The organism is Streptomyces sp. NPDC093801, assembly GCF_040701585.1.
Classification (GTDB): Bacteria; Actinomycetota; Actinomycetes; order Streptomycetales; family Streptomycetaceae; genus Streptomyces.
Genome location: NZ_JBFBDP010000022.1, coordinates 18,149 through 43,817, shown reverse-complemented (window position 1 = coordinate 43,817; position 25,669 = coordinate 18,149). Strand labels below are relative to the sequence as shown.

The window sequence follows — 25,669 nt, the reverse complement described above, 5'->3', positions numbered from 1 at the left end:
CCCGGCGGGCTTGGCGGGGGAGCAGTGCGCGCTGTCATGACCCCCGATGACATTTGTCATCGGGAGTGGGCCGCGTCACAACGGCACGGGCGCACGCCACAACGACAAAGGCCCCGATCTGAGATCGGGGCCTTTGTCGTCTGAGCGGACGACGCGACTCGAACGCGCGACATCCACCTTGGCAAGGTGGTGCTCTACCAACTGAGCTACGTCCGCATGCCCAGCGACGGCTTGTGGGCCGTTCACTGCGTGCCTCACTCTACCTGATCCACGACCGTGGTCGGTAAAGCGATGCAGAGCGGGTGACAGGGATTGCACACTGCGCCTCCCCCCTGGAAGGGGGGTGTTCTGCTACTGAACTACACCCGCACGACTTCGGTTCCCGGCCTTTCGGCCTGGCCCCTCGGCGTGATCCACACACTAGCCGATCAGAGGGGGTGCATGGCAAATCCGGGGTCAGTGGGCGTCGTTGTAGGCGGCGTAGACCGCCTTCGGGATGCGCCCGCGCGGGGGCACGTCGTGCCCGTTGGAGCGGGCCCAGGCCCGGACGACCGCCGGGTCCGGGGCGACGGCCGTGTGCTTGAAGGTCTTGCCCGAGCGGGACTGGCGGCGGCCGGCGGCCACGAAGGGCTCGAGGCTCTTCCGCAGTTTCTTTGCGTTCGCCACATTGAGGTCGATCTCGTAGGACTTACCGTCCAGGGCGAACGTCACCGTTTCCGCCGCTTCCCCGCCGTCGAGGTCGTCGGAGATCGTGACTACTACGCGCTGCGCCACGGATATCGGTCCCTTCGTGCGCCTCGCCGCGCGCTGACGTGCGGTGATGTCGCCTGTGTGGAGGTTTCGGTGGAATGCGGCAAACCTTGCCCGTCGTGAAGCGGCAAATGTTGCGGTCCCGGCTGATTCCTTTGTACCGCGATTCCCATTGAATTGCGAAGCCCAGTTAATTCCTCCCGCGTGTCCCGCCGCAATGCCGGGCGAGTGGTTTTCCGGTGGATTTTGCGAAGCGTTGGTGAAGCCGAAACCGCGGCCCGGGCGACCCCGGCTGATATCTACCCGCGTAGAAATTTCGGACGGGTACGCTGAGGGAACCGCCTTGCACCAACCACCTCATCGGGAGTGCCAGTGGCACGCGTCGTAGTCGACGTCATGCTCAAGCCGGAGATCCTCGACCCCCAGGGCCAGGCGGTGCAGCGTGCACTGCCGCGCCTGGGCTTCGAGGGGATCGCCGACGTCCGCCAGGGGAAGCGCTTCGAACTGGAAGTGGAGGGACCGGTCGACCAGGCCGCCCTCGACCGCATCCACAAGATGGCCGAAACGTTCCTCGCCAACACCGTCATCGAAGACTTCACCGTGAAGGTCGAGGCCTGAGGGTGACCACTCGCATCGGTGTCGTCACGTTCCCCGGAACGCTCGACGACCGTGACTCGCTGCGCGCCGTCCGCCTCGCGGGGGCGGAGCCGGTCTCGCTGTGGCACCGCGACAAGGACCTGCACCAGGTCGACGCGGTCGTCCTCGCGGGCGGCTTCTCCTACGGGGACTACCTGCGCGCCGGGGCCATCTCCCGCTTCTCGCCGGTGATGGAGACCATCATCGAGCAGGCCAGGGCCGGCATGCCGGTCCTCGGCATCTGCAACGGCTTCCAGGTCCTCACCGAGGCCCACCTGCTGCCGGGGGCGATGCTCCGCAACAACCACCTCCACTTCATCTGCCGCGACCAGAAGCTGCGGGTGGAGAACGCGGAGACCGCGTGGACCGGCGACTACACCGCCGGCCAGGAGATCTCCGTGCCGCTCAAGAACATGGACGGCCGGTACGTCGCCGACGAGCGCACGCTCGACGAACTGGAGGCCGAGGGCCGAGTGGCCTTCCGGTACCTGGACGTGAACCCCAACGGCTCGCTGCGCGACATCGCCGGCATCACCAACGCCGAGGGGAACGTCGTCGGCCTCATGCCGCACCCCGAGCACGCGGTCGAGCCGCTGATCGGGACCGGCCGCACCGACGGCCTCCCGTTCTTCACGTCGGTCCTGAAGAAGCTGGTCAGCGCATGAGCCTCGACACCGTCAAGAACGCCACCGAAACCCCGGACGCGGCGCAGCCCTGGAAGGAACTCGGCCTCAAGGAGGACGAGTACGCCCGGATCCGCGAGATCCTCGGCCGCCGTCCCACGGGTGCCGAGCTCGCCATGTACTCGGTCATGTGGTCCGAGCACTGCTCCTACAAGAGCAGCAAGGTCCACCTGAAGCAGTTCGGCGAGAAGGCCCCGGAGAACGACGCCCTGCTCGTCGGCATCGGCGAGAACGCCGGCGTCGTCGACGTCGGCCAGGGCTACGCGGTCACCTTCAAGGTCGAGTCGCACAACCACCCGTCGTACATCGAGCCCTACCAGGGCGCGGCCACCGGCGTCGGCGGCATCGTCCGCGACATCCTCGCCATGGGCGCCCGCCCGGTCGCGGTCGTGGACCCGCTGCGCTTCGGCGCGGCCGACCACCCCGACACCAAGCGCGTCCTGCCGGGCGTCGTCGCGGGCATCGGCGGCTACGGCAACTGCCTGGGCCTGCCGAACATCGGCGGCGAGGTCGTCTTCGACGCCTGCTACCAGGGCAACCCGCTGGTCAACGCCGGCTGCATCGGCGTGATGAAGCACGAGGACATCCACCTCGCCAAGGCCTCCGGCCCGGGCAACAAGGTCATCCTCTACGGCGCCCGCACCGGCGGCGACGGCATCGGCGGCGTCTCGGTCCTCGCGTCCGAGACCTTCGACGACACCAAGCCCACCAAGCGCCCCGCCGTCCAGGTCGGCGACCCGTTCCAGGAGAAGCTCCTCATCGAGTGCACCCTGGAGATCTTCAAGGAGAAGCTGGTCGCCGGCATCCAGGACCTCGGCGGCGCCGGGCTCTCCTGCGCCACGTCCGAGCTGGCCTCCGCGGGCTCCGGCGGCATGCGCGTGGAGCTGGACACCGTCCCGCTGCGCGACGCGACGCTCTCGCCCGAGGAGATCCTCATGAGCGAGTCGCAGGAGCGCATGTGCGCGATCGTCGAGCCGCAGCACGTCGACCGCTTCATGGCGATCTGCGAGAAGTGGGACGTCATCGCCACCGTCATCGGTGAGGTGACCGACGGCGAGCGCCTGGAGATCTTCTGGCACGGCGAGCAGATCGTGGACGTGCCCCCGGGCACCGTCGCCCACGAGGGCCCGGTCTACCACCGCCCCTACGCCCGTCCGGACTGGCAGGACGCCCTCCAGGCGGACGACGCGAACGCGCTGCCGCGGCCGCAGACCTCCGAGGAGCTGCGCGCGCAGGTCCTGGCGCTGGTCTCGTCCCCGAACCAGGCCTCCAAGTCCTGGGTCACCGACCAGTACGACCGGTTCGTGCAGGGCAACACCGTCCTGGCGCAGCCCGAGGACGCGGGCATGGTCCGCATCGACGAGGAGTCCAACCTCGGCGTGGCCATGGCCACGGACGGCAACGGCCGCTACGCCAAGCTCGACCCGTACACGGGCGCGCAGCTGGCCCTGGCCGAGGCGTACCGCAACGTCGCCGCGACCGGTGCCAAGCCGCTGGCCATCTCCGACTGCCTGAACTTCGGCTCGCCGGAGGACCCGGGCGTCATGTGGCAGTTCGCCGAGGCCACGCGCGGTCTGGCGGACGGCTGCCTGGAGCTGGGCACCCCGGTGACCGGCGGCAACGTCTCCCTCTACAACCAGACGGGCGACACCGCGATCCACCCGACCCCGGTCGTGGCGGTGCTCGGTGTGATCGACGACGTCAACCGCCGCACGCCGATGGCGTTCAAGGAGGCCGGCCAGCTGCTGTACCTGCTGGGCGACACCTCCGAGGAGTTCGGCGGCTCGGCCTGGTCCCAGGTCGTCCACGACCACCTCGGCGGCCTGCCGCCCAAGGTGGACCTGGGCCGCGAGAAGCTGCTCGCCGAGATCCTGATCTCCGCCTCCCGCGACGGCATGGTCGACGCGGCGCACGACCTGTCGGACGGCGGCGTGATCCAGGCGCTCACCGAGTCCTGCCTCAAGGGCGGCAACGGTGCGCGGATCGTGGTCCCGGAGGGCCTGGACGCGTTCACGTTCCTGTTCTCCGAGTCCGCCGGCCGCGCCATCGTGTCGGTCCCGCGCAGCGAGGAGCTCCGCTTCACCGACATGTGCGGCGCCCGCGGCCTGCCCGCCACCCGCATCGGTGTGGTGGACGGCGAGGAGATCGAGGTCCAGGGCGAGTTCACCCTCCCCCTGGCCGAACTCCGCGAGGCCCACGAGGCGACCATCCCGGCCCTCCTGGCCTGACCGCCCCCGGCTGCCCGAGGCCCCGCCCACACCCCGTGGGCGGGGCCTCGGCGCGTGGGCCCGCGACCGTGTCGGGCGGCCGCCCCGCCCCAGTAGGGTCGGGGCATGTCGCCCGCCAAGAAGAAGCAGCGCACCTACGACCAGGCGAAGATCCGCGCGGCCGTCACCGCGCAGTTCGGGCACGTGGCCGAAGGCGTACGGGACTTGGGGCCCGAGCAGCTGGGGCTGCCCAGCGGGCTCGGGGACTGGAGCGTCGGGGACCTCGCCGGGCACGTCGCCTGGATCGCGGACTCGCTGGCCGCGGGGCTGGCCCGGCCGCCGGCCGCCGTCGCCGAGCTGAGCGCCGTCGAGTGGCCCTTCGCCACGGCCTCCCTCGCCGGGAAGATCTCCGAGGCGGCCCGCGAGACCCTCACCGGCGCCCCGGTCCCCGAGCTGTTCGAACGGGCCGGCGCCCGGCTGGCAGAGGCCCTGGAGGCGAACCCCGGCAGCCGTGTGATGGACCTGTGGATCGGGGACATGACCCTCGCCGACTTCCTGGTCACCCGGACCGTGGAGCTGGTGGTCCACACCGACGACCTGAACCGGGCCGCCGGCCTGGACATCCCCGTCGAGCGGCAGGCCCTGGCCGCCTGCACCCGGCTGCTCGCCGACGCCCTCGCGGTGAAGGCGCCCGGCGGGTCGGTGGAGGTGCGGATCCCGCCCTTCGCGGTGGTCCAGTGCGTGGAGGGCCCCCGGCACACCCGCGGCACCCCGCCCAACGTGGTGGAGACCGACCCGCTCACCTGGCTCCGGCTCGCCACGGGCCGGACCGGCTGGGCCGAGGCCCTGGCGGAGGCCCGGGTCAGCGCCAGCGGCGAGCGGGCCGACCTGTCCGGGCTGCTGCCGCTGATGAGCTGAGGGGGGAACCCGACGGGCGCCGGGACCGTCCCAGGGGCATGCGTACCCCCAGGCACCCCGCCGGGCCCGCCGCCGCAGGGCTGGCCCTCCTGCTGGCCCTCGCCGGCTGCACCGCCGCCCCGCAGGACGGGAGCGACACCGCCGCGACCGGGCAGGCCTCCGCCACGCCCCCGGTGGCGGACGCCCCGCTGACCGCGACCGAATGGACCGTGACCTCCCTGGACGGCGTGCCGGTCCCCGCCGGGGCGGCCGGCCGGGCCCGGTTCGCCCTGGCACCCGACGGCACCGCCGGCGGCAGCCTCGGCTGCAACCGGTTCAGCGCCGCGGCCACCGTCGAGGGCGCCACCGTCACCTTCGGGCCCGTCACGAGCACCCGGATGGCCTGCGAGGGCCCGGCGGGCGCGGTCGAACGGGCCCTGACCGGCCTCTTCGGCGCGGGCACCCTCAGCTGGACGGTGCGGGGCCGGACCCTCACCCTCACCGCCGCCGACGGCCGGATCCTGACCGCCGAGGCGGCCTCGGCGGCCGAATGACCGGACGCGGGCTCCCGCCGGGGACCCCGGTCAGGCTGGGTACGGGAGCAGTCCCGCGTCCGTCCGTTCCCAGGCGGCCCGCAGCTGCGCCAGCCGGGCCGGCTCCGCCGCCGCGCGGTCGGCCTGCTCGCGCAGGTCCCCGGCCAGGTCGAACAGCTGGTCGCGGCCCGACTTCCCCCGGTAGTACTTCCAGTCCCCGCGCCGCAGCGCCCGCTCCCCGCGGACCCGCCAGAACAGGTCCCGCTCGGCCGGCTCCTCACCCCGCAGCAGGTACCCGGCCAGGCTCACGCCGTCCAGGGGGTACGCCCGGTGCGGCCGGGTCCCGGCCAGCTCCAGCAGGGTCGCCGTCCAGTCCGGGCTGAACACCGGGACCCGGCTGACCTGGCCGCCGTCGATCCGGGCGGGCCAGCGCAGGATGTTCGGGACGCGGATGCCGCCCTCCTGGAGGGAGGCCTTGTTGCCCGACAGCGGCCAGTTGTACGAGAAGCGCTCGCCGCCGTTGTCGCTGGAGAAGACGACCAGGGTGTCCTCCTCCTGGCCCGAGCGCCTCAGCGCGTCCAGCACCCGGCCCACCGAGCGGTCCAGGTCCTCCACCATCTGCTTGTACTTCTCCACCGAACCGCCGTCCTGGTGCCACAGCGCCCGGGCGTCGCCCGCCTTGATCCGCCGGACCATCCCGGCGCTCTCCGCGATGTCCCCGTCGGCGATCCACGGCCAGTGCGGCGTGGTGAAGTTCAGGTTCAGCAGCCAGGGCTTGCCGTGGTGGTCGCGGGAGACGTACTCGCTCGCCCGCTCCGTGATGATCCTCGTGTAGTAGCGCAGGTCCTCGTACTCGGCGTCGCCCTCGTACAGGTCGTACTCGCCGCCCAGGCCCAGCTTGGAGTAGTACTCCAGGGCCCCGCCGAAGTTCCCGAAGAACTCCTCCCAGCCCGACCTGGTCGGGCCGTAGTCCGGCAGGTAGCCCGCGTGCCACTTGCCGATCAGCGCGGTGGAGTACCCGGCCTCCCGCAACAGGGAGGCCAGCGTCGGGTGCGTCGGGTCCAGGCCCACCGACCTGTCGGCGATCGGCTCGGCCAGCCCGCCCTTCGTACGGGCCGGGTAGCGGCCCGTGTACAGGCTGAAACGGGTCGGGGAGCAGGTCGCCGAACCCGAGTAGGCGTCGGTGAACCGGACCCCCTGGCGGGCGAGCCGGTCCAGGTTCGGGGTCTTGATGTGCGGGGAGCCGTACGAGGACAGGTCGGCCCATCCGATGTCGTCGCCCAGGACGAACAGGATGTTCGGGCGCCGTGAGCGGCGCTCGCGGGCGGCCCGGAAGTCCCGCTCCCCGAGAGCGGCCCCACGGGCGTCGGCGGACCCGTCGGCGGCCCGGGCGGGAGCCGCTCCGAGCCCCGCGGCGGCGGCCGCCGCGGTCGCTCCGACGGCGCCTCCGAAGGCACGGCGGGAAAACTTGCTGTTGTGCGAAGACACAGGAACTCCAGGGCACGGCTCAGCCGCCCGCCCCGGCGGGGCGCGGGACGGCGCGCGGCGCGCCGGGGCAGGCCGGGGCTGAGCGGAAGGGTGGGAGGGAGAAGCGGAGTTGCGGCTACGCGAAACAGCGACAGATGGCGCTCGCGACACGGACCAGGTCCACGTGCCGGCGCTCGACGAGGGTGACCGCGCGGTCACCGAGAGGCTGCATGGGGCGAGAGCCTGTACGAATGCCCTCGTAGATGTCAACAAAAGATCGAATCGCGAGACGGAGGCATTCGGTCACCCTCTGTGCTGTGACATTTCCCGGCCGTCCCCAATTCGGACCAGTGGTCGATCTCGCCTACACTCGGGGACGTGCCTCGTGGTGATGGACGACTCAACCACGACCTGCTCCCCGGCGAGAAGGGCCCCCAGGACGCTTGCGGCGTCTTCGGTGTCTGGGCTCCGGGTGAAGAGGTCGCCAAGCTCACCTACTTCGGACTGTATGCACTGCAGCACCGCGGACAAGAGTCCGCGGGAATCGCTGTGAGCAACGGTTCCCAGATCCTCGTCTTCAAGGACATGGGCCTCGTTTCCCAAGTCTTCGACGAAACCTCTCTCGGCTCGCTCCAGGGTCATATCGCGGTCGGTCACGCCCGCTACTCGACCACCGGAGCGTCCGTCTGGGAGAACGCTCAGCCCACCTTCCGGGCGACCGCCCACGGCTCCATTGCCCTGGGTCACAACGGCAACCTGGTGAACACCGCCGAGCTCGCCGAGATGGTCGCCGACCTCCCCCGTCAGGACGGCCGCGCCACCCAGGTGGCGGCCACCAACGACACCGACCTGGTGACCGCCCTCCTCGCCGGACAGACCGACGAGGACGGCAGGCCCCTGACCATCGAGGAGTCGGCCGCCAAGGTCCTCCCGCAGGTCAAGGGCGCCTTCTCGCTGGTGTTCATGGACGAGGGGACCCTCTACACCGCCCGTGACCCGCAGGGCATCCGCCCGCTGGTCCTCGGCCGCCTGGAGCGCGGCTGGGTGGTCGCGAGCGAGACCGCCGCCCTCGACATCTGCGGCGCCAGCTTCGTCCGCGAGGTCGAGCCGGGCGAGCTCATCGCGATCGACGAGAACGGCCTGCGCACCTCGCGCTTCGCAGAAGCGAAGCCCAAGGGCTGCGTGTTCGAGTACGTCTACCTGGCGCGCCCGGACACCGACATCGCCGGCCGCAACGTCTACCTCTCGCGCGTCGAGATGGGCCGGCGCCTCGCCAAGGAAGCCCCGGTCGACGCCGACCTGGTGATAGCGACGCCGGAATCCGGCACGCCCGCCGCCGTCGGCTACGCCGAGGCCAGCGGGATCCCGTACGGCTCCGGCCTGGTCAAGAACGCCTACGTCGGCCGGACCTTCATCCAGCCCTCGCAGACGATCCGCCAGCTCGGCATCCGCCTCAAGCTCAACCCGCTCAAGGAAGTCATCCGGGGCAAGCGCCTCGTCGTCGTCGACGACTCGATCGTCCGCGGCAACACCCAGCGCGCCCTCGTGAAGATGCTCCGCGAGGCCGGCGCGGCCGAGGTCCACATCCGGATCTCCTCGCCGCCGGTGAAGTGGCCGTGCTTCTTCGGCATCGACTTCGCCACCCGGGCCGAGCTGATCGCCAACGGCATGACGGTCGACGAGATCGCCACGTCGCTGGGCGCGGACTCGCTGTCGTACATCTCGCTCGACTCGATGATCGAGGCGACGACCATCCAGAAGCCCAACCTCTGCCGCGCCTGCTTCGACGGCGAGTACCCCATGGAGCTGCCCGACCCGCAGCTCCTGGGCAAGCAGCTCCTGGAGAACGAGCTCGCGGGCGGCACCGACGCCGCCGACGCGCTCCGCCGCCCGTAGGTCCGTGGGCCGGCCCTTCCCGGGCCGGCCCGGCTCCACCTGCGCCGCGCCCTGTCTTTGAGGCTTCTCCCGGGGCCCGGCACCACACGCAGCAACGACACGAAAGCTCTCGCCTGTCATGACAGAGAAGACCACCGGTGCCAGCTACGCAGACGCCGGCGTCGACATCGAAGCGGGCGACCGCGCCGTCGAGCTGATGAAGGAGTGGGTGAAGAAGACGCAGCGCCCCGAGGTCCTCGGCGGCCTCGGCGGCTTCGCCGGCCTCTTCGACGCCTCCGCCCTCAAGCGCTACGAGCGCCCCCTGCTGGCCTCGGCCACGGACGGCGTCGGCACCAAGGTGGACATCGCCCGCCAGATGGGCGTCTACGACACCATCGGCCACGACCTGGTCGCCATGGTCATGGACGACATCGTCGTCTGCGGTGCCGAGCCCCTCTTCATGACGGACTACATCTGCGTCGGCAAGGTCCACCCCGAGCGCGTCGCGGCCATCGTCAAGGGCATCGCCGAGGGCTGCGTCCTCGCCGGCTGCGCCCTGGTCGGCGGCGAGACCGCCGAGCACCCGGGCCTGCTGGGACCGGACGACTTCGACGTCGCGGGCGCCGGCACGGGCGTGGTCGAGTACGACCGCCTCCTGGGCGCCGATCGCATCCGTACGGGGGACGCCGTCATCGCGATGGCATCGTCCGGCCTTCACTCGAACGGGTACTCGCTCGTCCGCCACGTCCTCTTCGACCGCGCCGGGATGTCCCTCGACCAGCACGTCGAGGAGCTCGGCCGGACCCTCGGCGAGGAACTGCTGGAGCCGACCAAGATCTACTCGCTCGACTGCATGGCCCTCACCCGTACGGCCGAGGTCCACGCCTACTCGCACATCACCGGCGGCGGCCTCGCCGCGAACCTGGCCCGGGTCATCCCGGACCACCTGCACGCCACGGTCGACCGCTCCACCTGGACCCCGGGTGCCGTCTTCGACCTGGTAGGCAAGGCGGGGAACGTCGAGCAGCTGGAGCTGGAGAAGACCCTGAACATGGGCGTCGGCATGATGGCCGTGGTCCCGCAGGAGTCGGTGGACGTGGCCCTGACCGCGCTGGCCGACCGGGGTGTCGAGGCATGGGTCGCGGGCGAGATCCTGGACCGCGGCGACCACACCGAGGGTGCCGCCCTCACCGGCAGCTACGCGGGCTGAGCAGCGCTGAAACCCGGTCCGGGGCAAGGCCCTGGACCGGGTTTCGGCATTCTTCAGCTGTCAGCCAGCAAGAGCTGGGCTGTGCAGACGCTCGATGCAGAGGTGCTGCGCGTCAAGCCCCGCGACGGTGCGCCGACGGACCGGACTCGTCGTCCTCGTCCTCGTCGTCATCGTTGTAGAGATCCGCGTACTTGGCGTACGGGTCGTCGTCGTCCAGATCGTCATCGACTTCGACCGGCGCGCTGATCAGCGGCTCTGTCGGCGATGCGCCCAGCTCATTGGCCAGACGCGTCAGGTCGGTCCCGCCGCTGTTGTACTTCAGCTGGCGGGCGACCTTTGTCTGCTTGGCCTTGGCCCGGCCGCGCCCCATGGCTCGACCCCCTCGGTGACGGGGCTCGACGGCCCCAGAGTCTGACACGCGTTCATGGTTCGGAGCGGGCTCTCCGTGGAGAGACCGTCCGTAGGGGTTTAACGGTACCTGCTTCCGCGGCCATACGGTACGCCGCCCGCATGACGTGCCTCTCCACAGAACCAGCGGGACACCCCGTACTCGCTGGTCAGCTGCGATTTTAACGCTTTCCTGGCCGCCGACCCGCCGAAGCGCAGTGAGTTCCGTCTCGCCGCGCTCCGGCAGGGGTCCGGCGGGGGTCCGGCCGGACCCCGGCGGGGCTAGGCCGTGCGGGCCGCCGCGCGCGCGGCGAGGGCGTCGGCCATCCGCTGCTCGGCGATCCGGTCGGCCGCGGCGGCCGGCGGGATGCCGTCTTCCTTCGCACGTGCGAATATGGCCAGGGTGGTGTCGAAGATCTTCGAGGCCTTGGCCTTGCAGCGGTCGAAGTCGAAGCCGTGCAGCTCGTCGGCGACCTGGATCACGCCGCCCGCGTTGACCACGTAGTCCGGGGCGTAGAGGATCCCGCGGTCCGCGAGGTCCTTCTCCACGCCCGGGTGGGCCAGCTGGTTGTTCGCCGCGCCGCACACGACCGAGGCCGTGAGCACCGGGACGGAGCTGTCGTTCAGGGCGCCGCCGAGCGCGCAGGGGGCGTAGATGTCCAGGCCCTCGGTGCGGATCAGGGCCTCGGTGTCCGCGACGGCCGTGACCTTGCCGCCGGGGTGCTTGTCGAGGATCTCGCGCACGGACTCCTCGCGGACGTCCGTGATCACGACCTCGGCGCCGTCCTCCAGGAGGTGCTCGACCAGGTGGCGGCCGACCTTGCCGACGCCCGCGACGCCGACCTTGCGGCCGCGCAGGGTCGGGTCGCCCCACAGGTGCTGGGCGCTGGCGCGCATGCCCTGGAAGACGCCGAAGGCGGTGAGCACCGAGGAGTCGCCGGCGCCGCCGTTCTCGGGGGAGCGGCCGGTGGCCCAGCGGGTCTCGCGGGCGACGACGTCCATGTCGGCGACGTACGTGCCGACGTCGCAGGCGGTGACGTAGCGGCCGCCGAGCGACTCCACGAAGCGGCCGTAGGCCAGGAGGAGTTCCTCGGTCTTCAGGACGGAGGGGTCGCCGATGATCACGGCCTTGCCGCCGCCGAGGTCGAGACCGGCGAGGGCGTTCTTGTACGACATGCCGCGCGAGAGGTTCAGCGCGTCACGGACGGCTTCCTCGTCGGAGGCGTACGCGTGGAAGCGCGTACCGCCGAGGGCGGGGCCCAGGGCGGTGGAGTGGATGGCGATGACGGCCTTGAGTCCGGTGGCCCGGTCCTGGCACAGCACGACTTGCTCGTGGCCGCCCTGCTCACTGCGGAACAGGGTGTGCAGGACGCCGTCGGTCATTTCGGTCACGGTGGTGACTCCCATGGAAGAGATGCGGCGGAAAGACGCCCGCCCTGCGGGTGGGGGAGGGCGCACTGGGAGCAGAGTAAGACCTGTGGCCGGTACGGGTGGCCCTTGTCCGGGGATCGGAACGCTCCCGGGTCGCGGACCCCTCCCGCGCCGGTCGCCGGATTCCTTTTCCGGGCCGCGAGTTGGAGGTGAACCCGGCCTCCGGAACGGGGAGGACGAGGGGGTGAGCGAATCCCCCGACCTCCGGCCGCCGTCCGCGCGCCCCGCGCCGACGGTCCCGTACGCCTCCTACCTGAGGGTCTACGAACCCCTGTCCTCCTTCCCGGAACCGGAGCGCACGCACTGGGCGGCGTACGCCCGGCGCGGGCCCGCGCCGACCGCCCAGGACGAACTGCGCCGGTCCCTGTCCGACTTGGTGCGGGTGCCCGTGGTCGGGGTGCCGGTGCACGAGAGCGGGGACGCGTTCACGGCTGAGCTGGACGGGGTGCTGCTGGTCTGCCCCTGGCGGACGCGGCTGCGCGGCTGGCTGGCGCTGGAGGAACTGGTGGCGAACTTCCCGGCACCGGTGCTGGACGCGGCGCTCCCGCCGTCGGCGCGCCGGCGGGCCGCGGCCGAGTACGAGGCCTGGCGGGAGCGGAACCCCGACGCCCGCCCGTGGATCCGCACCGGGGTGTGGCAGGTGCCGCTGCGCTGGTTCGTGCTGGTGGCGGACGAGGAGCGGGAGTACCTGCCGGGCGAGCGGCTGCGGTACCGGACGCCGATGGTGCAGGCGCGGCGCCGGCTCGCGCGGGGTCTGCGGACGCTGCGCCAGGCCGAGGAGCGGGGGCGGCAGGGGTACGGGCCGCTGGCGGAGGGGCTGGCGGAGGTAGGCCGCTGGCTGGAGGAGTTCCACCCGAGGTCGATGGTCGAACTGGACTACGGCGGGCTGCTGCACGCGCTCCCGGCTGACGGACTGGCCGGCGACCGGTCGGCCCGCGACCTCGCGGAGGGGATCGCGGCCCTGCGCGAGGGGGACGACGACGGGGCGGTGGCGGTGTACGAGGAGCTGGCGGGGCGCTGGCGGGCGGTGAGGGAGAGACTTTTCGCGAACTAGAGGCAGCCTTGACCCTTTCCGGAGCCGGGGTCTGCGTAGATCATGGACGTACCTGTTCGGAACCCGTTCGGGCGCTACGCGTATCGCCCGTATCGGTCATGATCGGCTGAATGGCCCACAAGTCGCAGATCAGGGGCTTGATCACGGTATTAGGGTCTTTGTTCCAGGACCTACGTCCCGATCCGGGCCATTGGCTCAAGCGTGACGGACCGCACTATCCACGCCCTTGCGCCCATCCCCTATCCTCATGCCAAAATAGGACAAGGAGTCCGGGGAGGGTTCCTTCCGCCCAACTTCGGGCGGAATGCTCGGTATTGCACTCTATGGGGGGTCTGACGACTCCTGATCGCTCTGTGACTGATCGTCACAGTGGGGTGACTGTCCGTTATAGGGCGGTCCATCGGCTTCCGCCGCTGATGAACACCTCGGAGGGCAATTCCATCGGTTTGGCCGTCGAGGCTGGACGGATGGTGTAGTTGTAGTGCCGAGGACAAGCCGTTCGTCCTATAACCGACTCGGCCTGCGTATGTCCATTTCGGGCAACGTGGGCCAAGGTGCAGAATTTAGAGGAAAGAACCGAGATGGTTCGGTTCTCCCGAGGAGGCCGCTCATGACCGCTCGCACCCCTGATGCCGAGCCGCTGCTGACCCCGGCTGAGGTTGCCACCATGTTCCGCGTGGACCCGAAGACGGTTACCCGCTGGGCCAAGGCCGGCAAGCTCACGTCCATCCGCACCCTGGGTGGACACCGCCGTTACCGCGAGGCCGAGGTTCGCGCACTGCTCGCGGGAATTCCGCAGCAGCGCAGCGAGGCCTGAGGTCCCGCAGCACCACCGCTTTAAAGGGTGCGTATCGGATCCCCCAATCCGATGAACCCACACAGCTTCATGCGGCGGGGCCTGCCCCAACAGGCACCGTCGTCGATCGCGCTGGACTCCGCCGGGTCCAGCGCGATTTTTTTTGTGCCCGGAGGTCCTCGGGGGTCCCGGAGGGACTCGGGGGTCCCGGGGGCTCCGGAGGCTACCGCCGGGTACCGGGCCGGATCCCGGACGGGTGGGTGCCATTGCACATATTAAATCGAGCAGCCGTAGGGCTCCGATAAACGTATGAGTCTCAAAAACTCGTAGGGTGACTCCCGTCACAGCTGATATCTCTTGTACATCCGGCAATGCGCCTCGTAAAGGGACGTCCCGCGCAGAGTGCCTCACGCGAATGGGGGATTTCTCCCCTCTGGGTGATGTGCACCCCCGGTCGGCTGGAAGGGCCCTGGAGGGGCCGTGGGCGTGCGCGCGGGCCTGGGAGGTCCGGGCGGTCGGCCGGAGCCGCCTGAGGGGCTTCCAGGGGCATCGTGAGCCCCGCGTGATCATGGGGTGGCGGAGCGCGTCCGCGAGGGCCCGGTGCCGGGCCCGGCAATGCGTCAGGGCCCGTATCCCTTGCGGGATACGGGCCCTGACGTTTCTGCGAACCTGACGGGACTTGAACCCGCGACCTCCACCTTGACAGGGTGGCGAGCTAACCAACTGCTCCACAGGTCCTCGATCGCTGCCGATCGCTCGGCTGCGAGTCAGACTGTACAGCAGGTCAGGGGGTGAGGTCGAACCGGATCACGGAGCGAGGGCGTCCACCGCCTTCACGATGCGCTTGTCGGAGATCGGGTACGCCGTCCCCAGCGCGTGCGCGAAGTAGCTGACCCGCAGCTCCTCGATCATCCAGCGGATCTCGGTGACGGCCTCCGGCACGGGGCGTCCCTTCGGCAACTGCTCCAGCAGCCACAGGTACTCGTCCCGCATCTCGTGGACCTTCTCCATGCGCGTGGTGTCGCGCTGGGCGCCCGTCGGCATCTGCTGGAGCCGCCGGTCGATCGCCACCAGGTAGCGCATCAGGTCCGGCAGCCGCTTCAGCCCGGTCAGGGTCACGAAACCGGTCGGCATCAGGGCCGCCAGCTGCGCCTTCACGTCCGCGACGTTCGCCATCAGGGCCAGGCTGCCGGTGGCCTTCAGACGCCGCTCGCAGGCCTGCCAGGCCGCCAGGACCTGCTGCACCTGCTGGACGGTCCGCACGGTGGTGTCCACCAGGTCGGCCCGCACCGCGTCGAACAGCCGGCGGAAGCCCGCCTCGTCCCAGGCCGGACCGCCGTGGTCGGCGATCAGCCTGTCCGTGGCCGCGGTGGCGCAGTCGTCGAACAGCGCCTGGATGGAGCCGTGCGGATTGCGGGAGAGGGCCAGCTTCTGCTGGTTGGTCAGCTTCTCCGAGGCGAACTTCGCCGGGTTGACCGGGATGTTGAGCAGGATCAGCCGCCGGGTGCCCAGCCACATCGCCCGCTGCTGCTCGGCCTCGGTGTCGAAGAGCCGCACCGAGACGCTCGTCCCCTCGTCCACCAGCGCCGGGTAGGCCTTCACCGGCTGGCCGGCCCGCCGGGTCTCGAAGACCTTCACCAGGCTGCCGATCGTCCAGTCGGTCAGCCCGGTGCGCTCCACCGACTCTCCGCCCGCCCGCTCGGCGGTGGCGGCCGCGGCCTGGGAGAGGGCCTGGCGGGCCTTGGGCTTCAGCTGGAGCCGCAGGGCCTCCAGGTCCTTGGCTTCGGCGAGCTTGCGCCGGCGCTCGTCAACGATCCGGAAGGTGATCTTCAGGTGGTCGGGGATCCGGGAGAGGTCGAAGTCCTCCGCCGAGACCGGTACTCCGACCATCCGCTGGAGCTCGCGCGCCAGCACCGACGGCAGCGGCTCCCGGAGCGCGGGCTGCTGCTCCAGGAAGCGCGAGGCGTAGTTCGGCGCGGGCACGTAGTGCCGGCGGATCGGCTTCGGCAGCGAGCGGATCAGCTCGGTGACGACCTCCTCGCGCAGGCCCGGGATCTGCCAGTCGAAGCCCTCGTCGGTGACCTGGTTCAGCACCTGGAGCGGGATGTGCACGGTCACGCCGTCCGCGTCCGCGCCGGGCTCGAACTGGTAGGTCACCCGGAACTTCAGCTGCCCCTGCCGCCAGGAGTCCGGATAGTCGGCCTTGGTGACCCCGGCCGCCTTCTCCGTCAGCAGCATCTCGCGTTCGAAGTCGAGGAGTTCGGGCTCCTCGCGCCGCTTGTGCTTCCACCAGGAGTCGAAGTGGGCCCCCGACACCACGTGCTCGGGGATCCGCTGGTCGTAGAAGTCGAACAGGGTCTCGTCGTCCACGACGATGTCGCGGCGCCGCGCCCGGTTCTCCAGCTCCTCGACCTCGGTCAGCAGCTTGCGGTTGTCCGCGTAGAACTTGTGGTGGGTGCGCCAGTCGCCCTCGACCAGCGCGTTGCGGATGAACAGCTCGCGCGAGACATCGGGATCGATCCGGCCGTAGTTGATCTTCCGCTGGGCGACGATCGGCACCCCGTACAGGGTGACCTTCTCGTACGCCATCACGGCCGCCTGGTCCTTCTCCCAGTGCGGCTCGCTGTACGTGCGCTTGATCAGGTGCTGGGCGAGGGGCTCCACCCACTCCGGCTCCACCTTGGCGTTGACCCGCGCCCACAGCCGCGAGGTCTCCACCAGCTCCGCCGACATCAGGAACCGCGGCTGCTTCTTGAACAGCGCCGACCCCGGGAAGACCGCGAACTTCGCGGACCGCGCGCCCAGGTACTCGTTCTTGTCGGTGTCCTTCAGGCCGATGTGCGACAGCAGGCCGGCCAGCAGCGAGACGTGGATGTTCGTCTCGGCGCCGTCCGCCTCGTTGACGTGGATGCCCATCGTCTTGGCGACCGAGCGCAGCTGGGCGTAGATGTCCTGCCACTCGCGGATCCGCAGGAAGTTCAGGTACTCCTGCTTGCACATCCGGCGGAAGGAGGACGAGCCGCGCTCCTTCTGCTGCTCGCGGATGTAGCGCCACATGTTCAGGAACGAGAGGAAGTCGCTCGTCTCGTCCTTGAACCGGGCGTGGTTCTGGTCGGCCTGGGTCTGCTTGTCCGACGGGCGCTCGCGCGGGTCCTGGATCGACAGGGCCGCCGCGATGACCATGACCTCGCGGACGCAGTTGTTCTTGTCCGCCTCCACGACCATGCGGGCCAGTCGCGGGTCCACCGGCAGCTGGGACAGCTGGCGGCCCATCGGGGTGAGCCGCTTCTTCGGGTCCTTCTCCGCCGGGTCGAGCGCGCCGAGCTCCTGGAGCAGCTGCACGCCGTCGCGGATGTTGCGGTGGTCCGGCGGGTCGATGAAGGGGAACTTCTCGATCTCGCCGAGCCCGGCGGCGGTCATCTGGAGGATGACGGAGGCCAGGTTCGTCCGCAGGATCTCGGCGTCCGTGAACTCCGGGCGGGCGTTGAAGTCGTCCTCGGAGTACAGCCGGATGCAGATGCCGTCGCTGGTGCGCCCGCAGCGGCCCTTGCGCTGGTTGGCGCTGGCCTGGCTGATCCGCTCGATGGGCAGCCGCTGCACCTTCGTGCGGTGGCTGTAGCGGGAGATGCGGGCCGTGCCCGGGTCGATCACGTACTTGATGCCGGGGACCGTCAGGGAGGTCTCGGCGACGTTGGTCGCCAGGACGATCCGGCGGCCGGTGTGGGGCTGGAAGACCCGGTGCTGCTCGGCGTGCGAGAGGCGGGCGTAGAGGGGGAGGACCTCGGTGAAGCGCAGCTTCTTCTTGATCAGCGCGTCGGCGGTGTCGCGGATCTCCCGCTCGCCGGAGAGGAAGACCAGGATGTCGCCCGCGCCCTCGCCCTGGAGCTCGTCCACGGCGTCGCAGATCGCGGTGATCTGGTCGCGGTCGCTCTCCTCGGAGTCCTCCTCCAGCAGCGGCCGGTAGCGGACCTCGACCGGGTACGTACGGCCGCTGACCTCGACGATCGGGGCGTCGCCGAAGTGGCGGGAGAAGCGCTCCGGGTCGATGGTGGCGGAGGTGATCACGACCTTGAGGTCGGGGCGCTTGGGGAGCAGCTGGGCCAGGTAGCCGAGGAGGAAGTCGATGTTGAGGCTGCGCTCGTGGGCCTCGTCGATGATGATCGTGTCGTAGGCGCGCAGCTCGCGGTCCGTCTGGATCTCGGCGAGCAGGATGCCGTCGGTCATCAGCTTCACGAAGGTCTCGTCCGGGTTCACCTGGTCGGTGAAGCGGACCTTCCAGCCGACCGTGCGGCCGATCTCGGAACGCAGCTCCTCGGCGATGCGCTCGGCGACCGTGCGGGCGGCGAGCCGGCGGGGCTGGGTGTGCCCGATCATGCCCCGGACGCCGCGCCCCAGCTCCATGCAGATCTTGGGGATCTGCGTGGTCTTTCCGGAGCCGGTCTCGCCCGCGACGATCACGACCTGGTGGTCGCGTATCGCCTCGGCGATCTCGTCCTTCTTCTGGCTGACGGGCAGGTTCTCGGGATACGTGACCTCCGGCATGCGCGAGGCGCGGCCGGCCAGTCGCGCGGCGGCCTTCTCGGCCTCCGCGGCGATCTCGTCGAGCACGGCCTGCTTGGCCTCGGGCTTGCGGATGCGGCGGGCGCCCTCGAGGCGGCGGCCGAGGCGGTGTGCGTCCCGGAGGGAGATCTCACCGAGGAGCGTCTGCAGGGCGGCGAAGGAAGTAGACATACCTGATCGAGGATCTCACCTGGGCCCGGCGGGTGGCGAACGCATTTGTGCCCCGCCCCGTACCATTTCGGGACGAGTCCCCCAGCCGAGCGAGTGAGAGGCAGCCCACCTTGTCAGGCCGTCGTCACGTGTGGTGCCCGTCGGCCGCCGCCGTGCTCGCGCTGGTCCTGGGTGTGCTGGCCCTCGCCCTGGCCGGCGGCCTGCGGGCGGCGGCGGACCCCGCTCCCGCCCCGCGGGCGGCCTCCGCGGCCTCCGCGCCCGGGGCGGATCCGGCTCCGGGCGGTTCCGGCCCGGACGCGGCGCGCGTGACGCCCCCGGGTGCCGGTCCGGGCGTCCGCCCCGCTGCCGGATCCGGCGCGCCCGCGGCCTCTGCGGCCTCCGGTGCGTCCGCGGCCTCTGCGGCCTCCGGTGCGCCTGCGGCTGCCTCGGCCTCCGGTGTGTCCGCGGCCTCTGCGGCCTTCCCGGCCGCCGGTGTCCTCCCGGAGCGGGGGCCGTCCTGTGCGCCCGGCTCCGACGGGCTCGGCACCGCCCCGGCCGTGCCGCCCCGGGCCGGGCAGGAGCACGCCTCCGTCCCCGCCGCGCGCCCCGCGCCCGACGGGGTGCGGCCGTACCGGGCCGAGTGCGTACGGGTGCCCGTGCGCGGGCCCGCCCCGCGGGCGCCCGGACCGGTGGAGCTGTCCGTGATGCGGGTGTAGGGGAGCCGGTTCGCCGGTATCACCCCTATACGTCCCGTTCTGGAGCACCCGTATGCCCACGCCCCGCAAGACCTCCCGCAAGCCCCTTCTGTACGCCGCCGCGGTCGCCGTCGCCTCGGTCGCCCTCGGCCTCGCCTCCTGGCAGGCCACCGCGCCCCCGGAGAAGGAGCACGGCACCTCGGCCGGAGCCAGCGCCAGCGCCTCGGCCCCCGACGCCCCCGAGACCGGCGCCGCCGCCGAGCTGAAGGCACTGGCCCGCCGCGAAAGCGGCGACAAGCTCGCCGTGGGCCGCACCGACGCACCCGTCGTCCTGATCGAGTACTCCGACTTCAAGTGCGGCTACTGCGCCAAGTTCGCCCGGGACACCGAGCCCGAACTGGTGAAGAAGTACGTCGACGACGGCACCCTGCGCATCGAGTGGCGCAACTTCCCGATCTTCGGCGCCGAGTCCGAGGCCGCCGCCAAGGCCGCCTGGGCGGCCGGGCAGCAGGACCGCTTCACCGCCTTCCACGCCGCCGCCTACGCCGAGGGCGCCAAGGCCAAGGGCTTCGGCGAGGAGCGGCTGGTCGAGCTGGCCCGCGAAGCCGGGGTCCCCGACCTGGAGAGGTTCAAGGCCGACATGGCCGGCGAGCCGGCCGCGGCCGCCCTGCGGCGCGACCGGGAGGAGGGCTACCGCATCGGCGTGCAGTCCACCCCCTCCTTCCTCGTCAACGGCCGGCCCATCGCGGGCGCCCAGCCCTTCGAGGCCTTCGCCACGGCCATCGACCGGGCCAAGGCCCAGGCGCGGGCCGGGCAGTGACCGGCATCGGGTACGCGGCCGCCCTGCTGGGCGGCCTCCTCGCCCTGCTCAGCCCGTGCAGCGCCCTGCTGCTGCCGGCCTTCTTCGCCTACTCCATCGACTCCCGCTCCCGGCTGCTGGCCCGCACCGGGATCTTCTACGCGGGTCTCGCCACCACCCTCGTGCCGCTCGGCGCGGCCGGCTCGTTCGCGGGCCGGTTCTTCCACTCCCACCGCGACCAGCTGGTGCTGGCCGGCGGCTGGCTGATCATCGCGCTGGGGGTGGCCCAGATCCTCGGCCTCGGCTTCGCCCCGAAGCGGCTCTCCGAGCTCTCGGGGCGGATCCGCCCGACCACCGCCCTGTCGGTGTACGCGCTCGGCGCCGTCTACGGGCTGGCCGGGTTCTGTGCGGGCCCGATCCTGGGCAGCGTCCTGACGGTGGCGGCGGTCAGCGGCAGCCCGGTCTACGGCGGCCTGCTGCTGGCGGTGTACGCGCTGGGGATGGCCGTACCGCTGTTCGTGCTGGCCCTGCTCTGGGAGCGTTTCGACCTCGGCCGGCGGCGCTGGCTGCGCGGCCGCACCGTACGGCTGGGACGCCTGGAACTGCACACGACCTCGCTGCTGTCCGGGCTGTTCTTCATCGCCCTCGGCGCCCTGTTCCTGCTGTACGACGGGGCGAGCGCGCTGCCGGGGCTGCTGGACGTGGACGACTCGTACGCGGTCGAGGAGAAGGTGGGCGCCGTGGCGGACGCCGTCCCGGACTGGGCCCTGCTCGGGCTGATCGGCGTCGCGGCGGTGGCCTTCGGGCTGCTGCACCGGCGGCGCGCGGCCCGCAAGGAGGCGGAGGAGGAGTGAAACGCGGAAGGCCCCGTCCGGAGACGGGGCCTTCCTTCTGTGGCTGGGGCCGGGGTCGAACCGGCGACCTATCGCTTTTCAGGCGATCGCTCGTACCAACTGAGCTACCCAGCCACGAGACTGTTTCAAGCCTCAGCGATCCTGACGGGACTTGAACCCGCGACCTCCACCTTGACAGGGTGGCGAGCTAACCAACTGCTCCACAGGACCTGGTGTGTGCAAGAGCAAGTCTTGCACATGGTGTTGCGTACCCCCAACGGGATTCGAACCCGTGCTACCGCCTTGAAAGGGCGGCGTCCTGGGCCACTAGACGATGAGGGCTAAAGGCCCGCCGGGCACTTTCCAGCGCGTCGGGGACGTGAGAAGCATATGGGATCGGAGGAGGTAACGCCAAAACGACTTCCGCCCGCGCGCGGGAACCGCCCCCGGCGGGGCGACAATGGCCGGGTGCTGGAGATGACGCGCGAGGAGTTCGAGGAGCTCGTCGCAGAGGCCCTGGACCGGATCCCGCCGGAGCTGACGCGACTCATGGACAACGTGGCGGTCTTCGTCGAGGACGAGCCGCCGGCCGGAGACCCCGAGCTGCTCGGCCTGTACGAGGGGACCCCGCTCACCGAGCGCGGCGAGTGGTACGCCGGCGTGCTCCCCGACCGCATCACGATCTACCGCAATCCCACCCTGCGGATGTGCGAGGACCGGGAGAGCGTGGTCGCCGAGACGGAGGTGACGGTGGTCCACGAGATCGCCCACCACTTCGGCATCGACGACGAGCGCCTGCACGCCCTGGGCTACGGGTGACCCGGCCCGTGCCGGGGGCGGAGGCGATCGACCCCGACGTCGACCTCCACGTCCCGGCCCAGCGGGCCGAGCCGCAGGCCCGCGTCATCGCGGCGGTGGCCGTCGGCGGGGCCCTGGGAGCGACCGCGCGCTACGCGCTGGCCCTGCTGTGGCCGGCCGGGGCCTCGGGCTTCCCGTGGGCGACCTTCTGGACCAACGTCGCCGGCTGCGCGCTGATCGGCGTGCTGATGGCGCTGATCAGCGAGGAGGGGCGGCGCTCCCCGCACCCGCTGCTGCGGCCCTTCGCCGGCACCGGGGTGCTCGGCGGCTTCACCACGTTCTCGACCTACGCCGTGGACTTCTCGCGGCTGCTGGACGCCGGCCGGGCCGGGCTCGCACTGGCGTACGCCGGGCTGACCGTCGTGGGCGCGCTGGGCGCCGTGTGGGCGGCGGCCTCGCTGACGCGGCTGGCGGTACGGACCCGGGGGGCCGCGTGAACTGGCTGCTGGTGGTGGCGGGCGCGGTCGTCGGGGCGCCGCTGCGGTACCTGGCCGACCGGGCCGTCCAGGCGCGGCACGACTCCGTCTTCCCGTGGGGGACCTTCGTGGTCAACGCGGGGGCCTGCCTGCTGCTCGGGGCGCTGGCCGGGGCCGCCCTCGCGGGCGCCGCCTCCTCGCACCTGTCGCTGCTGCTGGGGACGGGGCTGTGCGGGGCGCTGAGCACCTATTCGACGTTCTCGTACGAGACGCTGCGGCTCGCCGAGCGCGGCTGGAAGTTCCTCGCCGCGGCGAACGTGGCGGCCTCGGTGCTCGTCGGCCTGGGCGCCGTGACGCTGGGCTCGGAGGTGGCGCAGGCGCTGTCGGCCTGACCCGCGGGCCGTCCGCGCAACTCGCGCAAGGGGCGTGTCTCTTACGGGGTAAAGGGAGTTGGGGTCATTGACCCGCTCATCGCGGACTCCGTCCCGCGCCCCGGAGGTGCCCCCGTGCGCCCATTGCCCCCTTCCCTGTCCGCGACCCTCAGACTGGCCGTCTCCGCCCTCGCGGTGGCCGCGACGGCGGGCTGCATGAGCGTCGGTGAGGACGCCGCGAAGCCGGGGCCCTCCGCCTCGGTCGGCGGCAGGGGCGCCGGCGGGGCCGGTGCGGCGTCGGGCTCGGGGCACGGCTCCGGGATCCACGGCAACGGGCACGGCGTGAAGGACGGCACGGGCCCCCAGGGCGTGAAGTCCGGGGAGCCCGGCAAGGCCTCCGGGGCGACCGGGGCGTCCCCCGGCCCGGGTGCGCCCGCGGGCCGGCCGGGCCCGCCCTCGCCGTCGGCCGGCCCCGGGGGCGGGGCCGGCGGGCAGGGGGGCCAGGTGCCCTCCGGGGGCGGTTCCGGCTCGGGCTCGGGGTCGGGGGCGGGTGGTTCCGGCTCGGGATCCGGCTCCGGCTCGGGGTCGGGAGCCGGGGGTTCCGGTTCAGGGTCCGGGTCCGGTGGTGCGGGCGGGGCAGGTGGGGCCGGCGGGTCCGGGTCGGGCGGCTCCGGAGGGTCGACCACCACGCCCGGCGGAGGGGAGAGCACCCCTCCTGTGACGCAACCCACGCCGAGCGACACCGCCCCGGCGACCCCCGGCCCGAGCATCGCCTGAGCCCGCGGAGGCGGGCCGCCGCCGGGGATCCCGTCGATCCCGTCGCAGGTCGGAGGGGGTGTTGCAGGAACGACTTGCCAGACCCCCGGGAGGGTGCGTATGGTTATAGATCGTTTGATCCCATTGCCCGGCGCCGAATCCGAAGAGCGCCGTGTGGCGCGTACTCTCCCTAGCCGTGGCTGACCGCATTGAGGCGGTCGATTTGCGATTCACGGAGTTTGGGCGCGTGCCGAGACTCCGGAAGGTTTCGCATTTCGCATGTCCATTTCCAGTTCTGACCGTTCCGTCATGCCCGAGAACGACTCCACCGAGATCGTCGACGCCGTTGAGGCCCTTGTGGTCACCGAGGCCATGGAGGCCGCGGAGGCGAACGAGATCATCGAGGCGCTCGAGGCCGACGTGACGGCCGACGCCGCTGCCGCCGACTCCGACGAGGACGGCGCCGACGCCGAGCCCACCGTCACCTTCGCGGACCTCGGTCTGCCCGAGGGCGTCGTGCGCAAGCTCGGCCAGAACGGCGTCACCACCCCGTTCCCGATCCAGGCCGCGACCATCCCGGACGCCCTGGCCGGCAAGGACATCCTCGGCCGCGGCCGCACCGGCTCCGGCAAGACCCTCTCCTTCGGTCTGCCGACCCTGGCCCGCCTGGCCGACGGCTACACGGAGAAGAAGAAGCCCCGCGCCGTCATCCTCACCCCCACCCGCGAGCTCGCGATGCAGGTGGCGGATGCCCTCCAGCCGTACGGCGACGTCCTCGGCCTGAAGATGAAGGTCGTCTGCGGCGGTACCTCCATGGGCAACCAGATCTACGCCCTGGAGCGCGGTGTCGACATCCTCGTCGCCACCCCCGGCCGTCTGCGCGACATCATCAACCGCGGCGCCTGCTCCCTGGAGAACGTCGAGGTCGCGGTCCTCGACGAGGCCGACCAGATGGCCGACCTGGGCTTCCTGCCCGAGGTCACCGAGCTGCTCGACCAGGTCCCGGCCGGCGGCCAGCGCATGCTCTTCTCCGCCACGATGGAGAACGAGATCGGCACCCTGGTCAAGCGCTACCTGTCGAACCCGGTCAGCCACGAGGTCGACAGCGCCCAGGGCAACGTCACGACCATGACCCACCACGTCCTCGTCGTGAAGCCGAAGGACAAGGCCCCGGTCACGGCCGCCATCGCCGCCCGCAAGGGCCGCACCATCATCTTCGTCCGCACCCAGCTGGGCGCCGACCGCATCGCCGAGCAGCTCGTCGAGGCCGGCGTGAAGGCCGACGCGCTGCACGGCGGCATGACGCAGGGTGCCCGTACCCGCGTCCTCGCCGACTTCAAGGACGGCTACGTCAACGCCCTCGTCGCCACCGACGTCGCCGCCCGTGGCATCCACGTCGACGGCATCGACCTGGTCCTCAACGTGGACCCGGCCGGCGACCACAAGGACTACCTGCACCGCTCGGGCCGTACCGCCCGCGCCGGCAAGTCGGGCGTCGTGGTCTCCCTCGCCCTGCCGCACCAGCGCCGCCAGATCTTCCGCCTGATGGAGGACGCGGGCGTCGACGCCTCGCGCCACATCGTCGGCGGTGCCGGCGCGTTCGACCCGGAGGTCGCCGAGATCACCGGTGCGCGCTCGCTCACCGAGGTCCAGGCCGACTCCGCGAACAACGCCGCCAAGCAGGCCGAGCGCGAGGTCGCCGACCTGACCAAGCAGCTGGAGCGCGCCACCCGCCGCGCCGCCGAGCTGCGCGAGGAGGCCGACCGCCTCGTCGCCCGCTCCGCCCGCGAGCGCGGTGAGGACCCGGAGGCCGCCGTCGCCGAGGTCGTCGAGGCCGCCGAGGCCGAGCTCGCCGCCGCCGTGGCCGAGCAGGCCGCGCAGGCCGCCGCCCAGGAGCAGCGCAGCTTCGAGCGCCGCGACGACCGGGGCAACTACGAGCGCCGCGACAACCGCCGCGACGACCGCGGTGACCGTGGCGACCGTGGTGGCTTCCGCCGCGATGACCGTCCGTCCGGTGGTTTCCGTCGTGACGACCGTCGTGACGACCGTCCGTCGGGTGGTTTCCGTCGCGATGACCGTCCGTCGGGTGGCTTCAACCGTGACGACCGCGGTGACCGTGGTGGCTTCCGCCGCGATGACCGTCCGTCCGGTGGTTTCCGTCGTGACGACCGTCGTGACGACCGTCCGTCGGGTGGTTTCCGCCGTGACGACCGTCCGTCGGGTGGCTTCAACCGTGACGACCGCGGTGACCGTGGTGGCTTCCGCCGCGATGACCGTCCGTCCGGTGGTTTCCGTCGTGACGACG

22 protein-coding genes and 6 tRNA genes are annotated in these 25,669 nt (G+C 71.4%); 16 read left to right on the top strand and 12 right to left on the bottom strand.

The window, feature by feature from the left end; genetic code table 11:
- Positions 1-143 precede the first annotated feature (143 nt).
- The 3 genes from AB0469_RS25085 to AB0469_RS25075 form a co-directional block, all read right to left on the bottom strand.
- Positions 144-216: transfer RNA gene (locus AB0469_RS25085), tRNA-Gly, on the bottom strand.
- Between the two features lie 81 nt (positions 217-297).
- Positions 298-369 (bottom strand) — tRNA-Gly (locus AB0469_RS25080).
- 87 nt (positions 370-456) lie between these two features.
- Entirely contained in the window at positions 457-774 is a 318-nt protein-coding gene (locus AB0469_RS25075) for an Lsr2 family protein (protein ID WP_366453678.1), read from the bottom strand.
- Positions 775-1,116: 342 nt separating this feature from the next.
- On the opposite strand from AB0469_RS25075, the gene purS reads away from it, so the two are divergent.
- From purS to AB0469_RS25050, 5 genes are all read left to right on the top strand, one after another.
- Positions 1,117-1,368: a phosphoribosylformylglycinamidine synthase subunit PurS gene (gene purS, locus AB0469_RS25070; RefSeq protein ID WP_008740952.1), complete on the top strand. Its 252-nt coding sequence runs from the start codon at positions 1,117-1,119 to the stop codon at positions 1,366-1,368.
- Positions 1,369-1,370: 2 nt separating this feature from the next.
- Positions 1,371-2,051, top strand: a complete 681-nt coding sequence (purQ, locus tag AB0469_RS25065; RefSeq protein ID WP_031156354.1) for a phosphoribosylformylglycinamidine synthase subunit PurQ — start codon at positions 1,371-1,373, stop codon at positions 2,049-2,051.
- Positions 2,048-4,297, top strand: a complete 2,250-nt coding sequence (gene purL, locus AB0469_RS25060) for a phosphoribosylformylglycinamidine synthase subunit PurL (protein ID WP_366453677.1) — start codon at positions 2,048-2,050, stop codon at positions 4,295-4,297. The genes purQ and purL overlap by 4 nt, the downstream gene beginning before the upstream one ends.
- 105 nt (positions 4,298-4,402) lie before the next feature.
- Positions 4,403-5,194 (top strand): sterol carrier family protein, encoded by a 792-nt coding sequence (locus tag AB0469_RS25055; RefSeq protein ID WP_366453676.1) that lies wholly within the window; start codon positions 4,403-4,405, stop codon positions 5,192-5,194.
- Between the two features lie 38 nt (positions 5,195-5,232).
- Positions 5,233-5,727 carry an META domain-containing protein gene (locus tag AB0469_RS25050; protein WP_366453675.1) on the top strand — a complete coding sequence of 165 codons (495 nt, stop codon included), beginning with the start codon at positions 5,233-5,235 and terminating at the stop codon, positions 5,725-5,727.
- Positions 5,728-5,757: 30 nt separating this feature from the next.
- On the opposite strand, the gene AB0469_RS25045 is transcribed toward AB0469_RS25050, so the two are convergent.
- Together AB0469_RS25045 and AB0469_RS25040 are read right to left on the bottom strand one after the other, a co-directional pair.
- Positions 5,758-7,194 (bottom strand): sulfatase-like hydrolase/transferase, encoded by a 1,437-nt coding sequence (locus AB0469_RS25045; protein WP_366453674.1) that lies wholly within the window; start codon positions 7,192-7,194, stop codon positions 5,758-5,760.
- Positions 7,195-7,309: 115 nt separating this feature from the next.
- On the bottom strand, positions 7,310-7,405 hold the full coding sequence (locus AB0469_RS25040) for a putative leader peptide (RefSeq protein WP_365076803.1): 96 nt from the start codon (positions 7,403-7,405) through the stop codon (positions 7,310-7,312).
- 146 nt (positions 7,406-7,551) lie between these two features.
- Here AB0469_RS25040 and purF point away from each other — a divergent pair, with 146 nt between their 5' ends.
- Together purF and purM are read left to right on the top strand one after the other, a co-directional pair.
- Complete coding sequence (gene purF / locus AB0469_RS25035) at positions 7,552-9,069, top strand: amidophosphoribosyltransferase (RefSeq protein WP_366453673.1); 1,518 nt, start codon at positions 7,552-7,554, stop codon at positions 9,067-9,069.
- 118 nt (positions 9,070-9,187) lie between these two features.
- Positions 9,188-10,258 (top strand): phosphoribosylformylglycinamidine cyclo-ligase, encoded by a 1,071-nt coding sequence (gene purM / locus AB0469_RS25030; protein ID WP_366453672.1) that lies wholly within the window; start codon positions 9,188-9,190, stop codon positions 10,256-10,258.
- Positions 10,259-10,370: 112 nt separating this feature from the next.
- Here the strand turns inward: purM and AB0469_RS25025 are convergent, their stop codons facing one another.
- Positions 10,371-10,628 (bottom strand): DUF3073 domain-containing protein, encoded by a 258-nt coding sequence (locus AB0469_RS25025; protein WP_366453671.1) that lies wholly within the window; start codon positions 10,626-10,628, stop codon positions 10,371-10,373.
- A gap of 299 nt (positions 10,629-10,927) precedes the next feature.
- Positions 10,928-12,037, bottom strand: coding sequence for a Glu/Leu/Phe/Val dehydrogenase dimerization domain-containing protein (locus tag AB0469_RS25020; RefSeq protein ID WP_042810688.1), 1,110 nt, complete (start codon positions 12,035-12,037; stop codon positions 10,928-10,930).
- A 223-nt stretch (positions 12,038-12,260) separates the two neighbouring features.
- Between AB0469_RS25020 and AB0469_RS25015 the strand changes: the two genes are divergently transcribed.
- A complete protein-coding gene (locus AB0469_RS25015; protein WP_366453670.1) occupies positions 12,261-13,130 on the top strand; it encodes a hypothetical protein in 870 nt (289 codons plus the stop codon).
- 610 nt (positions 13,131-13,740) lie between these two features.
- The gene (gene bldC / locus AB0469_RS25010) at positions 13,741-13,947 is read left to right on the top strand and encodes a developmental transcriptional regulator BldC (protein ID WP_003949541.1); all 207 of its coding nucleotides are present in this window, start codon (positions 13,741-13,743) and stop codon (positions 13,945-13,947) included.
- 643 nt (positions 13,948-14,590) lie between these two features.
- Here bldC and AB0469_RS25005 read toward each other — a convergent pair.
- Together AB0469_RS25005 and hrpA are read right to left on the bottom strand one after the other, a co-directional pair.
- Positions 14,591-14,664, bottom strand: a tRNA-Asp gene (locus AB0469_RS25005).
- Between the two features lie 69 nt (positions 14,665-14,733).
- Positions 14,734-18,657 (bottom strand): ATP-dependent RNA helicase HrpA, encoded by a 3,924-nt coding sequence (hrpA, locus tag AB0469_RS25000; protein WP_366453669.1) that lies wholly within the window; start codon positions 18,655-18,657, stop codon positions 14,734-14,736.
- 110 nt (positions 18,658-18,767) lie between these two features.
- Here hrpA and AB0469_RS24995 point away from each other — a divergent pair, with 110 nt between their 5' ends.
- The 3 genes from AB0469_RS24995 to AB0469_RS24985 are packed head-to-tail and all read left to right on the top strand — an operon-like array spanning position 18,768 to position 20,984.
- Complete coding sequence (locus tag AB0469_RS24995; protein ID WP_366453668.1) at positions 18,768-19,352, top strand: hypothetical protein; 585 nt, start codon at positions 18,768-18,770, stop codon at positions 19,350-19,352.
- 52 nt (positions 19,353-19,404) lie between these two features.
- Positions 19,405-20,151, top strand: a complete 747-nt coding sequence (locus AB0469_RS24990) for a thioredoxin domain-containing protein (RefSeq protein ID WP_366453667.1) — start codon at positions 19,405-19,407, stop codon at positions 20,149-20,151.
- Positions 20,148-20,984, top strand: a complete 837-nt coding sequence (locus AB0469_RS24985) for a cytochrome c biogenesis CcdA family protein (RefSeq protein ID WP_366453666.1) — start codon at positions 20,148-20,150, stop codon at positions 20,982-20,984. The genes AB0469_RS24990 and AB0469_RS24985 overlap by 4 nt, the downstream gene beginning before the upstream one ends.
- A gap of 40 nt (positions 20,985-21,024) precedes the next feature.
- Here AB0469_RS24985 and AB0469_RS24980 read toward each other — a convergent pair.
- The 3 genes from AB0469_RS24980 to AB0469_RS24970 all read right to left on the bottom strand — a co-directional run bounded on the left by AB0469_RS24980 (position 21,025) and on the right by AB0469_RS24970 (position 21,305).
- Positions 21,025-21,098: transfer RNA gene (locus AB0469_RS24980), tRNA-Phe, on the bottom strand.
- Between the two features lie 22 nt (positions 21,099-21,120).
- Positions 21,121-21,194: transfer RNA gene (locus tag AB0469_RS24975), tRNA-Asp, on the bottom strand.
- Positions 21,195-21,232: 38 nt separating this feature from the next.
- A tRNA-Glu gene (locus AB0469_RS24970) sits at positions 21,233-21,305 on the bottom strand.
- Positions 21,306-21,431: 126 nt separating this feature from the next.
- On the opposite strand from AB0469_RS24970, the gene AB0469_RS24965 reads away from it, so the two are divergent.
- The 4 genes from AB0469_RS24965 to AB0469_RS24950 all read left to right on the top strand — a co-directional run.
- Positions 21,432-21,782 carry a metallopeptidase family protein gene (locus tag AB0469_RS24965; protein WP_042814671.1) on the top strand — a complete coding sequence of 117 codons (351 nt, stop codon included), beginning with the start codon at positions 21,432-21,434 and terminating at the stop codon, positions 21,780-21,782.
- Positions 21,779-22,258 carry a CrcB family protein gene (locus AB0469_RS24960; protein ID WP_366453665.1) on the top strand — a complete coding sequence of 160 codons (480 nt, stop codon included), beginning with the start codon at positions 21,779-21,781 and terminating at the stop codon, positions 22,256-22,258. The genes AB0469_RS24965 and AB0469_RS24960 overlap by 4 nt, the downstream gene beginning before the upstream one ends.
- Positions 22,255-22,629: a CrcB family protein gene (locus tag AB0469_RS24955; protein ID WP_366453664.1), complete on the top strand. Its 375-nt coding sequence runs from the start codon at positions 22,255-22,257 to the stop codon at positions 22,627-22,629. Before AB0469_RS24960 ends, AB0469_RS24955 begins: the two co-directional genes overlap by 4 nt.
- 1,044 nt (positions 22,630-23,673) lie before the next feature.
- On the top strand, positions 23,674-25,669 hold a 1,996-nt coding region (locus tag AB0469_RS24950; protein ID WP_366453663.1), incomplete at its 3' end, for a DEAD/DEAH box helicase.